14 protein-coding genes are annotated in these 13,208 nt (G+C 26.8%); 11 read left to right on the top strand and 3 right to left on the bottom strand.

Annotation, left to right across the window (positions count from 1 at the left end; genetic code table 4):
- Window positions 1–18: 18 nt before the first annotated feature.
- Both ELUMI_RS03245 and ELUMI_RS03240 read right to left on the bottom strand, forming a co-directional pair.
- A complete protein-coding gene (locus tag ELUMI_RS03245) occupies window positions 19–963 on the bottom strand; it encodes a Pr6Pr family membrane protein (RefSeq protein ID WP_025734195.1) in 945 nt (314 codons plus the stop codon).
- A 19-nt stretch (window positions 964–982) separates the two neighbouring features.
- Window positions 983–1,690 (bottom strand): hypothetical protein, encoded by a 708-nt coding sequence (locus ELUMI_RS03240; protein WP_025734196.1) that lies wholly within the window; start codon window positions 1,688–1,690, stop codon window positions 983–985.
- Between the two features lie 83 nt (window positions 1,691–1,773).
- Here ELUMI_RS03240 and ELUMI_RS03235 point away from each other — a divergent pair, with 83 nt between their 5' ends.
- From ELUMI_RS03235 to ruvB, 9 genes are all read left to right on the top strand, one after another.
- Window positions 1,774–2,454, top strand: coding sequence for a hypothetical protein (locus ELUMI_RS03235; RefSeq protein WP_025734197.1), 681 nt, complete (start codon window positions 1,774–1,776; stop codon window positions 2,452–2,454).
- A gap of 5 nt (window positions 2,455–2,459) precedes the next feature.
- Window positions 2,460–3,098: a hypothetical protein gene (locus tag ELUMI_RS03230; protein ID WP_025734198.1), complete on the top strand. Its 639-nt coding sequence runs from the start codon at window positions 2,460–2,462 to the stop codon at window positions 3,096–3,098.
- Window positions 3,091–3,645, top strand: a complete 555-nt coding sequence (locus ELUMI_RS03225) for a DUF2721 domain-containing protein (RefSeq protein ID WP_025734199.1) — start codon at window positions 3,091–3,093, stop codon at window positions 3,643–3,645. The genes ELUMI_RS03230 and ELUMI_RS03225 overlap by 8 nt, the downstream gene beginning before the upstream one ends.
- Window positions 3,646–3,654: 9 nt before the next feature.
- A complete protein-coding gene (gene yihA, locus ELUMI_RS03220; protein ID WP_025734200.1) occupies window positions 3,655–4,248 on the top strand; it encodes a ribosome biogenesis GTP-binding protein YihA/YsxC in 594 nt (197 codons plus the stop codon).
- Window positions 4,249–4,250: 2 nt separating this feature from the next.
- Window positions 4,251–7,139, top strand: coding sequence for a cation-translocating P-type ATPase (locus ELUMI_RS03215; RefSeq protein WP_025734201.1), 2,889 nt, complete (start codon window positions 4,251–4,253; stop codon window positions 7,137–7,139).
- 78 nt (window positions 7,140–7,217) lie between these two features.
- Window positions 7,218–8,426, top strand: coding sequence for a hypothetical protein (locus ELUMI_RS03210; protein ID WP_025734202.1), 1,209 nt, complete (start codon window positions 7,218–7,220; stop codon window positions 8,424–8,426).
- 57 nt (window positions 8,427–8,483) lie between these two features.
- Window positions 8,484–8,648, top strand: coding sequence for a 30S ribosomal protein S21 (gene rpsU, locus ELUMI_RS03205; RefSeq protein WP_025734203.1), 165 nt, complete (start codon window positions 8,484–8,486; stop codon window positions 8,646–8,648).
- Between the two features lie 65 nt (window positions 8,649–8,713).
- Complete coding sequence (gene ruvA / locus ELUMI_RS03200; protein ID WP_025734204.1) at window positions 8,714–9,280, top strand: Holliday junction branch migration protein RuvA; 567 nt, start codon at window positions 8,714–8,716, stop codon at window positions 9,278–9,280.
- Window positions 9,267–10,208 carry a Holliday junction branch migration DNA helicase RuvB gene (ruvB, locus tag ELUMI_RS03195; protein WP_025734205.1) on the top strand — a complete coding sequence of 314 codons (942 nt, stop codon included), beginning with the start codon at window positions 9,267–9,269 and terminating at the stop codon, window positions 10,206–10,208. Before ruvA ends, ruvB begins: the two co-directional genes overlap by 14 nt.
- Before the next feature lies 1 nt (window position 10,209).
- On the opposite strand, the gene ELUMI_RS03190 is transcribed toward ruvB, so the two are convergent.
- Entirely contained in the window at window positions 10,210–10,941 is a 732-nt protein-coding gene (locus ELUMI_RS03190) for a hypothetical protein (protein WP_025734206.1), read from the bottom strand.
- A gap of 82 nt (window positions 10,942–11,023) precedes the next feature.
- Between ELUMI_RS03190 and ELUMI_RS03185 the strand changes: the two genes are divergently transcribed.
- Together ELUMI_RS03185 and ELUMI_RS03180 are read left to right on the top strand one after the other, a co-directional pair.
- Window positions 11,024–11,938 (top strand): hypothetical protein, encoded by a 915-nt coding sequence (locus tag ELUMI_RS03185; protein ID WP_035018764.1) that lies wholly within the window; start codon window positions 11,024–11,026, stop codon window positions 11,936–11,938.
- Window positions 11,939–11,948: 10 nt separating this feature from the next.
- On the top strand, window positions 11,949–13,049 hold the full coding sequence (locus ELUMI_RS03180) for a GTPase (protein ID WP_025734207.1): 1,101 nt from the start codon (window positions 11,949–11,951) through the stop codon (window positions 13,047–13,049).
- Window positions 13,050–13,208 lie beyond the last annotated feature (159 nt).

The following is a 13,208-nucleotide window of genomic DNA, read 5'->3' as shown; positions in this document are numbered from 1 at the left end:
TTTGTTTTTAAAGTAAACCTAATTTACTTGGTTAATGTTTTTGCTGTTTCTTTTTGTCAAAATAATGTGATAAATCATTGAGAAACCTAAACAAATAGCAATTACGAAGATCATTGCAATAATCAATCATGCTCATCCCGGCATTCCCATCATATTATCAGCATGAATATCCATGAAAAAGTAAGGGTATTGTGTACTTTTTGGTTTTTCACCTTGGTATCGCATTTCTCCTCGAACCATAATGTAAACTGCATAAATTGCTAAAACTAAAAGTTGTTTTCATCATTCTTTTTTCATAAATTGTTTTTTTGTATAACAAACTTCTGATTTGAAGAAGAAACAAATGTAAAGAATAAATGCAAGTGGCATCACCATATGTTCAACAACACTTTCTAATCAACCAACGGGGGTTAAGTTTCGACCAGACGCTAGCATTTGTGGTAATAACATTCCGTTATAAATCAACATTGTAATTGTGATATAAGTTGTTACAACCAAAGTCATGCCATAACTTAAGAAACCTTTTTTACCTTCATTTTGAGGTTTGAATGCTGCTAACAGCAATCAAACTCCAACTGCAATATTACTTAAAGTTGTAAAGTATGAGAATGTTTGAATTGTTGAATCACCAAAATTAGCACCAATCATAAAGCCTTTTAAGACTTTATCTAAACTTCCACTTTCATTCACAAAGTTCATATTTAAAGAAATTCATGTCATTTTGTCATAAAGTTCAGTCCCTTTTAAAGTATTTAAATATGCAATAACTTCAGATTGTTTGTAACCGTCCATATTTTTTAAATTTTCGATTAATTTATTTTTCAATGCTCCGATTTCAACTAAACCTTTAATATACATTGCGATAATTAAACATAATAAGAATGAACCAGCTAACGCTTTGAATCAAAATTTTCAGTCCATCAAATATTGTTGTTTAAATTCTTGTTTTAAATTAAATTTCATTTTGCCTCCATGCACTAGATTATATTATTCTTTTAATTAAATTTGTTGAAAAGTAAACATAAGCGTGAATAAAGTTGGCAACAATAATTGTGTGATATAAAACTTTCAAAAAGACATTATCATCTAATTTTTTTTGCAGATTTAAATTAGTAATAAATTTGACAATCGTTTTAAAAATTAATTGGTAATCAATATAAATGTTTTTTTCGGTTTTGAATTCAACCATTTCAAATTTATAAATTTGTGCTAATTCATCATCATGATGCAAGATTTTTTTAATCTCTCTTTTATAACGATCATAAACATCATCTAATCTTTTTTTTGATAACTCAATTGCAAATGCTTTTTTATCTTCTACTTCATTATTTTCAAGGTGGTTAAAATATTGCATCATGAAATAAATCCCTGATGCAAACCCTAAAGTGTTTGCATAAGTTGCGATTCATTTTTCAAATTTTTTAAATGCTTTTTTACTGGTTAAAATGTGACTAATTTTCTGATTATAAAAATTTAAATAATTATTAATTGATCTAAACATTAATTCATAATCATCCACTTCAAAACGCTCTTGTTTTCAAAAATCTAACGGGTTAGTTTTGAAGTTCAACATGATTTTTTGCAACTTCTTAATTTGCTTATTAATCATTTTATTTCACCATGGTGAAATGTGTCTTAAATTGTTGATATCTTGTGGTTTTATCTCTGCTAATTTTAAAAATTCGATCATAAACTCTCCTTTGCTCTATATTAGATTATATATAAAAGTAATATGAGATATAATTTAAATGAAAGAATAATAAGAGGTGGCCTATGAGTATAAATAAAAAAGAATTAGAGTTAAATTTTTTTGAACCAGCTTTAGGTTTAATAATTGCAAATTTAGAATTTTTAGAAGAAGAGTTAAGACAAGAACAAGTCGATACTAGTCGCTTGAACATATTAATTGATAATTTTAATGATCTAGAAAAATTAGAAGATTTTGAATGCACGGCTGAAACTTTGGTGAATTTAGCCAAGGATTTCGAAAAAACAATTGCTTCAAAAGCCAATTTAGACCAATTTAAGGTTATGTCATATTTATATTTAGCAACTAATTTAGCAAAAATTTTAGAAAATGATGGTCAATTAAACGAAATAATTTCTAATATTGACAATGATGAAAACGAGACTGAAGAACAAATTATTGAGTTTAGCAAAGCTCAAGTTATTGAATTGATCAAAGAAAAATATTTATCAATTAAAAATGAAATTAATCAAGGTTTAAAAGTTGATGATGCTTTTAATAAGGTTTTAAATATTTTGATCAAAGAAGAAGATTTCAACGAATTTAATGAAGGTAATTCGATTTTAATCGAATTACTAATGAATCAATTCAAAATCAAAGAAAGTAACATTGCCCAAATTTTTAATTGATTAATTTTTAATGAATCAATTATTTTATTGATAAACTTTTGAGAACAAAGCTTGTCAGAAATGGATGAAGAAAATTAAGACAAATGATAGATGTTAAAATTCTAGCGTTAATTATTATAGGTGGAATCTGGTTAGCAACATTAATTTTTGTTGGTTTTTTAGCATTTTTTTATTCCAAAAAACACACCCCACTAATTGCTGAAAGAAAAAAATATTTTCAAGACTTTGAAAATATGAAATTAGAGTTTGATTTTAAACAAATCAAACCAATTAAGATAAATTGACAATTACCAAAAGGCGAGAAAATTTTATTTTTAGAATCTGATATTGAAATGAATATTTCAACTAAAAAAAATAAGCAATTTAAAAATATGGAAAAATACGATTATCAAGCTGATTTTCTCGATGATTATTATGACAATGAAAGTTTTTTACCTTTAAAATCAGCTTATAAATTGTTTTTAAAATCAAGTGCAAATCAATCCAAAGGAAACATTTTTGTGTCAAATAAAAGAATTATTATTCAAAGAGAGGGTCAAGCAAATTTAGAAATCAATTTAAACGATGTGCTTAAAGCTTATATTTCGATGATTCCTAATCGAAAAACTTTATTCAAAGGAGTTATATTGCATACAAAAAAAAGTGTTTATGATTTTTTGTTAATTGATCCAATCATTGTTTTAATTATTAATAATCTAATCAAAGGAGAAAAAAATGAATAGTATCGCAATTTCAACATTTGTTCTGACAATTGTAATTTTTATAATTACTGCATTTTTTCTTTACAAAACAACAAATGATATTTTTCAACTTAAAAAATTTCAACAACAGGAAGTAGTTTTTTGAGAAAATCGTAAAATGTGATTAATACATTGAATCATCATTTGTTGTTTTGTAAGTTTTTTTCTCGTTATTACTATCATTTTTGTTGTTCATGTTGCCAATACATTCAAATTAACAGCTTTTAATTGAATCATTGGTTCATTTTCAATTGGAATGATTACGTTTTCAATTTTTATTATCTTATTTGAAAGAAAATTGATGTCTGGAATCATTTTTATTTTCAAAAACAATAATTTAGTTTTTTTAGATTCAATGATTCCAGTTCAAGAACTGATGAGTATTGAAAATGATTTGAAAAGAAAATGAATTGTGATTATGTGAAAAGACCAAGAGGTTATTGGCAACATTGAAAAAGCTAAAATAAGGTATAATTACAAGATAAAAGATTTGATTAAGGAATTAAATATTCCTAATAAATTTGATTAAGGAGAAAAAATGATTAAAACTGCAACATTTATTAAATCAGCTGCTGATAAAAGTGGATGAATAGACGATGGGGTTGATGAAATTTGCTTTGTTGGAAGGTCTAATGTTGGTAAATCTACTTTTATCAATGCGATCACTAATCAAAATAAATTAGCCAAAACTAGTTCTGCTCCCGGGAAAACAAGATTATTAAATTTCTTTAATATTAATAATGGTCAATTTAGAATTGTTGATGCTCCAGGATATGGTTATGCCAAGGTTAATCTTGCTCAAAAAATGGCGTTTGGTGAAATGATGGATGACTATTTAACTAATCGAAATAATCTTGTTGGAGTTTGTATGTTAGTTGACATGCGACACGATCCAACAGCTGATGATTTACAAATGTACAACTTCTTAAAAGAAGTTGATTTAAAAGTTTTGATGATTGGAACAAAATTAGATAAATTGAAAAAAAATGACATTCAAAAAAATGAAAAAAGTATCAAAAAAATTCTTAATTTTGATGAAAATGATACCTTTTTAAAAGTATCTAACACGAATAAAACCAACATTAATTTGGTTTATAATGTACTTGTAGAATTATTAGATGGAAGAGAGTAATAATGAATAATTTTGAAAATAACAATTTAAAAGAAACAGAATCGAGTTTAAAAACTGATTATAAAAATGGTTTAAATGAAACAGAAGTTAATCAACGTTTAAAAATTAATGGTCGCAACGTTTTACCAATTAAAAAACAAAGACCTTGATACATTATTTTTGGATTGAGTTTAATTGAACCAATTCAAATTCTTTTGATGACAGCTGCAATCATTTCGGTTCTTGCCCCAAGGTTTGGGCGTTGAAGTGAAGCGATGACATGAGAAGATTTTATTGAATTTATTGTTATTATTTTAATTGTTGTACTTGATGCGATTTTGCAAACAGTCCAAACGATGAAAGCGCGGAAATCTGTTGATGCTTTAAAATCCTTATCTAAACCACGAGCTGTTGTGATTCGTGATGGACAACAAAAAGAAATTGATGCTGAAAATTTAGTGGTTGGAGATATTGTTATTTTAGAAGCTGGAAAATACATTCCAGCAGAATTAAGAATTATTGAAGCTTCAGATTTAATGGTTGATGAATCTGTTTTAACTGGTGAATCATTACCAGTTGAAAAATCAAATCAACAACAAAATTCAACACCAATTCTAGCTGAATTAAAAAACGTTGTTTTTATGTCAACTTTTACCACGACTGGTCGTGGAATTGGGGTTGTGACCAAAACTGGAATTAATACTGAAATTGGTAAAATTTCACAAACAATTAATGAAAACTCAGATAAAGAAACACCACTAGCCAAAAAAATCAAAAAATTTAGTTACTGAATTAGTTTGGTTGCTGTAACCATTGGAGTGCTTTTTTTCACAATCATGATGGTGATTGGTGAAAAAGATGGTTGATCTAGTTTTTTAATTATTGCAATAACTTTGGCAATTGGGGTGATTCCCGAATCTTTAAGCGCGATTGTTTCAATCACACTTTCCTTTTCAACTAAAAGAATGGTTAAAGAAAATGTAATCGTTAAAAAATTATCTTCAGTTGAAACTTTGGGAAGTGTTAATGTGATTTGTACTGATAAAACCGGAACGCTAACCCAAAATAAAATGACTGTTAAAAGAATGATTTGAAATAACAAAATTTTAACTGATCAAGAATTTATTGATACTAATTTAGATGAACACAAAGATCTGATGTTAAAAGGTTTAGTTTTACCAAATGACTCTGTCACTGAAGGTGAAGAAAGAATTGGAGATCCAACTGAATTAGCATTAGTGGATTTTGCTGAAATAATGGGCGTTCATGAAACTGTCGCTCGAAAAAAATGACAACGAATTGATGAAATGCCTTTTGATAGTGAAAGAAAATTGATGAGTACAGTCAACAAAGTCAATGGTGAAAATATTATTTTCACCAAAGGTGCAATCGATCAGTTGTTGCACGTCACAACTAGAATTTTGATTGATAACAAAATCATGAAATTTACGCCAAAATTAAAAAAAGAAATTCTAAATCATGCTAAAAAACTATCTGATCAAGCATTGCGTGTTTTAGCATTTGCTTATAATGATGGCTATGATGATTTAGACAATCAAGATGATTTGGAGCAAAACTTAATTTTTATTGGAGCTGTTGGAATGATCGACCCTGTCCGTCCTGAAGCAGTTCAAGCAGTTGCAGAAGCTCACAACTCTGGAATCAGAGTTGTGATGATTACAGGTGATCACGCAATTACTGCACTGGCAATTGCTCGAGATTTAAATTTAGCATATACCGAATATGAAGTGATGAGCTCGGATGTTTTAGAAGCAATGAGTGATGTTGACCTTTTAAGAATCATTGATAATATTAAAGTTTTTGCGCGGGTTAATCCGGAACACAAAGTGCGAATTGTGAATTTACTTCAAGAAAAAGGCAATATCGTTTCGATGACTGGAGATGGAGTAAATGATGCTCCTTCCCTTGCCAAAGCTGAAATTGGAGTGGCAATGGGAATTACTGGAACTGATGTTGCTAAACAAGCCGCTGATGTAATTTTAACCGATGATAATTTCAGTACCATTATGAAAGGTGTTAACGAAGGGAGAAACGTTTTTCAAAAAATTAGACGTTCAATTGTTTTGTTGATGGGATATAATTTTGCGAACGTTTTAACAATCTTGATTTTATCAATAATCAATAACACCGCTCCACTGAACGCTGTTGATATTTTGTATGTCAACTTAGTTGTGGAATCATGTTTAGCCATTGCCATTGGGATGGGGCCATTAGATTCAACATTGATGAATTTACCACCCAAAACCGGAAGTAACGGTTTACTCAACGGTTTACTAATTCCAATTTTGAAAATTGTGATCGTCATGACCATTGTTTCTGTGGGAGCATTTTATTTAGGAATGGCCTTTACCCCAGAAGCTTTAATTTTGGAAATTTCAAAGGGTCAAACTTCATGATGATGAGAAGTTATTCATAGTGCTAATTTCTCAGTTGCCCAACAAGAAAATGCAATTATTTTTGGACGCACAGCGTTATTTATTTCAATCACTTTTGCTCCCTTAATTTTTGCCCACTTGATCAAATTATCGAATTGAAAAGCGACCAATAAAATTAGTTTTTCAATTTCAAAACCATTAGTGTATGCTTCTTTAATTGCTTTATTATTGAATATAATTTTTATCTTCACTCCTGTTTTAAATGATCATGTATTTAAATTAATCAGTTTTGGTGAACATGGGTGAAATCAAAATACAATTGCCATGTTCTTTGCTGCAATTGGATTAGCACTCGTTCCATCAATTGGAATTTTGCTTTGAGATTTCATTACTTTTTATGCCTATCATTGAAGTCGTGAAGCATGACAAAGAAATCGTCATATCGTTTCTAAAATGGTTGAAGAAGATGAAAAAATCGCTTTGGCAAAAACCAAAAGAAAAAGTAAAAAATTGTAATTTTGAAGTAAGGTTAACCTTACTTTTTTAGTTTTTATTATTTTGTAAGTTATAATTAAAAAGATAAGAAGGTACAAAATGAAAAAAGTATTGATTGATGAATATTTAACCCAAAAAATAAGAAACAAAATTGATGAATTAGTCGATTTAAATTTAGGCGAGGATGCTATTTTTAGTTTACTCTCGAATGAACTTTATGGCTATGATGATTATATGATTTTAGAAATTAGACGCTATATCATGTACGTGATTTGATTGAACGATAAAAACAAAGACAAAAGTAATGCTTTTGAAAAATATAAAAAACGCATTGAACAAATTGCATCAAACCCAGAAGAAAATATTCAACCAACAAATTTACAAGATGAAAAAAATCACTTAGACCGTGATAATAATAATGAAGCACTAGTTGCACAAAGAAGAAAAGAACAAGCCAGAATTGAAGAATTGTCAAAAATGATGCGTGATTCTTATGAAGAATCACAGCCGATTATTCCGCAAAAAATTGATGCTAATAAAATTATGGATCAAGTTATTGATAGTATGTCAGATGAAGAGTTACAAGAAACTTTAACTATCATGCTTGATAAAGATCCGACAATCAATAAAGATTTTGGTGATATTTTTTCTGATTATGATAAAGATGAATCTTTGAACGATTTCACCCTTTCGTTTGAAGAAAAACAAAAAATCTTTAATTCAAATCATCCATCAGAGTCAAGTGATTTAGAACTAAATCAAACCTTGTATGAAATTGAAACTGACGATAAAACAACAACGATTATATTGGAATCAAAAACTGAAGAAATAACTTTTAAAGATATTGTGGATGAACAATCTGCTAGTTTTGAACCCACATATTCAATTAATCCAGAAATTTTTGATTCAACTTTAGAAGAAGATAATGGAACTCAAAATTTAGATGATACAGCATTTTTTAATCATGAGTTAGAAGAATTTGACACAAATTTTGAAACAAATGATGAAGATGATCAAAACGTTGAAACCCAACAAGCTTTTGATTTTTTAAAGGATATGGAAGCCAAATACGGGACCGATACGATTCTTACTTTGAACGAAAAGGAATATGGTTTTCCAACCACATCAAACGTTATTAATCATAATGGTGATTTAAAAATTGGTAATACTTTAAATTATAAAAATAAAGATTATGTTATTTATGATATTAAGGACCAAAATGATTTTTTTGGAAATCTGCAAACAATTATTTATTTAAGAAACGAAAATAATGAAGAGATTAAATTAAATAGCAAAAAAATTAAGTAGTTTTTCCTCTGATTTTTGTGTAGAATAATATAAGAGAATTGGCAGGTGAATTTAAAAATGGCATCAATTACAGTCCACGAAGGTGAACCAATTGAAAAAGCGTTAAAACGTTTCCAAAAAGTAGCATCTGCTAATAAGGCAGAAGCTCGTAAACGAGAATACCACTTAAGTAAAAAAGAAAAACGTATTTACAAGCAAAAACAAAACCGTAAATACAAATAGTTTAAAAAAATAACCGAAAAAAGGGTTATTTTTTTTATTTTTTCCTAATCTATTAAGGGGATTAAATGGATTATTTAATTGGAAAAGTAATAAAAATACAAAATGAAGAAATTATTTTAGAAAATAACAACCAAGGTTTTAAATTTATTTTCATCAATCTGAAAAATGAGAAAATTATTGTTGGTGAAAATATTAAATTATATGTTGTTGATTTTGAAACGGAATTTCAAAAATATAGTTATGGGTTTCTTGATGAAAAATTGAGAGATGCTTTTAATGATTTAGTACAAATCAGAACTGTGGGGCCGAAAACGGCTGTCAATATATTGGAAAAATTCGAATTGGATGTTTGAATGCAAATTATCGAAAAACAAGATTTTGAAAAAATCTTGTCAATCAGAGGGATTGGAACTTTTACTGCAAAAAATATTTTGTTTGAATTAAACAAAAAATATTTTAATTATGAATTTAACAACAAACAATTGGATGTTTACAATGCTTTAGAAAAAATGGGTTATAAAAAGAAAGAGATTTTTTCAGTGATTAAGTTAATTGATCCTAAACTAAGTTTAGATGAATTATTAAAAAATAGCTTGAAAAAATTATCACAGTTAAATTATGAACAACTTTAGACCAGAAACATGGGCTGAATATTTTGGCCAAAAAAAAATTATTCAAAATTTAAAAGTTTTTGTTAACTCCGCGATTAAACAAAAAAAAGTTTTGGATCATATAGTTATATCTGGTTCAAGTGGGATGGGTAAAACCTCATTAGCCTTTTTATTAGCCAAAATTTTAAAAGTTAAAATGCATTATTTAAACGGACCAAGTTTGCAAAAACAAAGTGATTTGGTTTCTGTCTTATCTTTTATTAAAGAAAATGACATTTTATTTATTGACGAAGTTCATGCTCTATCTAAAGAATTATTAGAAGTGCTATATCCGATTTTAGAAGATGGAAAATTGAATGTAATCATTGGAAAAGAATACAATTCAAAAATCATTAATTTAAAAATACCTGATTTTACTTTAATTGTTGCAACAACAGAAATTAGCAGATTGGCCGATCCATTTTTGAATCGATTTCCAATTAAATTTGAATTGGACAATTATAATTTAAATGAAATTGAAGATTTAATCATGATTAATGCACAAAAACTAAATTTAAATTTTGCACCATCATGTTCAAAAATTTTGGCTAATCATTCAAGAAGCACACCAAGAATTGCAATTAATTTATTGAAACGAATTCATGATTTTGTTATTAACGATGATAAAGATTTAGTTGATGAAAAATATTTACATGACATTTTACATAGAATGGAAATATATCCCAAAGGTTTAATTTTGAATGATATTAAATATTTAAATTATTTAAATTCGCATAAAATTTTAGGTTTAAATAACATGTCTCAATATTTAAATTTAAATCAAGATCATATTTTACATTTTATTGAACCTTTGTTAATTAGGAATTCATTCATAATTAGAACACCAAAAGGAAGAGTTATAACCGAGCAAGGAATTGAATACATAAAAAATATAAGTTATTTGAAATAACTTATATTTTTGCTTTTATAATCTTGAACAGCTTAATAAATAACTCAATTTCACCAGTGATATTTACAACATTTTGAAAGGCAAGAATTTCTTTTTGCATTTCATCAGTTCCACCAATCATCATATTTTCCATAACATGATTTGGTTTTAATTTTAAATAATATCTTTGGATCATTTCATTTTTTTGCATTATAAAATCCAAGTCAGTGCTGTTTACCATTTGTTCATATTCAGAATAAACATTTTCACAATCGTTTTGATCAGAGCTAATTAAATCTTTTAATTTTTCGTGAATTTTTTTCAATTCTACAAAACATAAATATTCAATATCTTTTGGATCAATTTGATCAAAGGGCTCTTCTAATCCAATTTTTTCATCAAGAACAGTTCTGATGTTTAAAACAGAATTAACACCTTTATTAAAAGAGTTAAACATGTTAGAAAACATATTTTCCATTAATTTAGACATATCTCCTAACATCATAGTTTCTAAACTCATTTCTGGTTTTGAAACTAGGAATTTGATGTCAGCAACTGTTTGAATTGCTCCAAATTGAGTTTCGGTTTTGCGCAGTTCTCCATCAAAATCTATTGATTTTTCAAACAATGGCAAATTGGATTTAATAACTTGTAAATTTTCCCTAACTTTGTTCAACTCTTGATTTGAAGTCAATTTAAATCATTCGATTATAGAATTGTCGATCACTTCTTTTAGTAATTTTTTTTCATTCATATTTGTACCTCTAGTTTAATTATATAAATTTAAATACTTTAAAAAAATAAAAATGTAAAATATATATTATGATAGAGGAAAAATGAAGCTAAAAAAAATTGAAAAAGTAACCGAAAATGAATTTAAAATCAATGATCATCAAGGTTTCTTCTTAGATAAAGAAGAATTAGTTAAAAATCTTAATAGTATTAAATTGCCAATCATTATCTTAGATACTGAGTTTTTTAATCGTTCTCATGATAAAACTGACATGAAAAATCCATTGTATAATAAAAAAAATAAATCGTTGGTTTACATCATTCAGTATTCCTTTGCAAAAAATTTCAAAGAAATAAGTCTCAGAAATAATCATCAAGCAATTAAATCGATGACTATAAAACGCAAACACAATGATAAAAAATATGATTTTTATACTCAATATAATCATATGGTTAAAAGTTTTTTGAATATGTTAATTGCCAAAAAAATCAAAACGATTGTTTTGGCTGGTTCAAGCAATGATAAAGAAATTTTCAATTCTTGAATCAATGAAAATAAAGCTCTATTAAAAAATAAAAAAAGTTCATTATTTATTAAAGATCCAATTACAGGCCTATATTCTGTAAATACATTGGATGTTTATGATATTTTAGGTAAATCTATGTCATTTGTTAATAAAAAAGAAAATGGAGAAGAATTCTATGATCCAGCAAAATTAAAAAAAGGTTCACTTGGAATGGAAACAATTCAAATTCCGAGTTTGAAGAAATTTTTTGAATATTTTGTTGAAGTTTTTAATTCTTCTAAATTAGAAGATCATGATGACATTTATGGTTTATCAATGAGTGCTTTAAAATTTTTAAGTTTGCCAGAACCTAATCAATTAGATTTTTTACAATGAAATAAAGATGTAAAAAAAGCCAAAGTGCATTGCTATAATGATGTTTTAAAAATGTTATATTTATTAGATTTTTGATATGAATTTGGTTATAGCAAAAATAATAAATATTTAAAGTAGGAGAATAGAAATGAAAACATGTGTTGGCTGTGGAGTTGAATTACAAATTCAAGATTCAAAAAAAATAGGTTTTGCAATAAAAATGGAAAATGACTATTGTTTAAGATGTTTTAAAATGAAAAATTATGGTGAATATAATTCTTATGAAATTGAAACTCAACCATTTTTTGAAAATATCAAAAAAATTGTTTCAAGAAAAGATTCTAAAATAATTTTTTATGTCATTGATGTTTTAGACATCAAAAATTCAAGAGATATTAAATTAGAAGCCTTGATCCAAAATGAAAGAGTTATTGTTTTGGTGAATAAAATTGATTTAATGCCCAAATCAATTAAACAAACTAAAATTTTAAATTATGTTAAAGAAGCATTTTCAGATTCAGAAATTAAAGATTTAAAATTCACAACTGTTTCAAGTTTTAATCAAGACTCAATTAAACATTTGTTAGGGTTTGTTAAAAAAGAAAAAGGTAATAAATACTTTATTGGTTTTTCCAATGCTGGGAAATCAAGTTTGATAACAGCTTTATTAAGAGAAGCTAACTTAACATCTAAAACAGTCATTTCACCGTTTTTTAATACAACTTTAAATGAAATAAAAATTGCTTTAGATGATGAAATTAGTTTTTTTGACACTCCTGGAATTAATAAAAAAAATAGTCTTTCTAATTTAGCAAGTGTTGATCAAATGAAATATTTCTATTTCAAAAAAGAAATGAAACAATACACATATCAATTAGAGAGTGGTCAAAGTATTGTTGTTGGTGGTTTTTTCTCAATTAACTTTGATTTTAAAAATAACAAAACTAATGATATTCATTTTTATAGTTCATCTCAAATTGATATTCACAGAACTAAAACCGAAAATGTTGTTCGATATTGAGAAAAGAATTTGAATCTATTAAAGCCCCAATTAATCGATTCAACAATCAATCCATATCTTTGAAAATTAAAAAATATCAAAGATAAAGAAATTGATATTGTTATTTCAGGATTAGGGTGAGTATCGTTGAAAAATTTTGAAAAGATGGAATTTTCCATCACCATTCTGAATGAAAAATATAAAAATGATTTTGAAAAAATGATTTATTTGAGAAAAGCATTAATCTAAAATGCGGTTTTGGGTTTATAATTTAAAAGATTATAAAAGAAGGGAAGAATAAGAAAATTAACAAAATGTTAGGCATTTGTTCATTTTCTTGAATTAATATTGTTTTATAAGCAAATATAAATCATTTTGACTGAAAATATTTCAGTCAAAATGATTATT

Source organism: Williamsoniiplasma luminosum (assembly GCF_002803985.1).
GTDB classification, from domain to species: domain Bacteria; phylum Bacillota_I; class Bacilli_A; order Mycoplasmatales; family Mycoplasmataceae; genus Williamsoniiplasma; species Williamsoniiplasma luminosum.
This window is presented reverse-complemented; position numbering and strand designations above follow the sequence as displayed.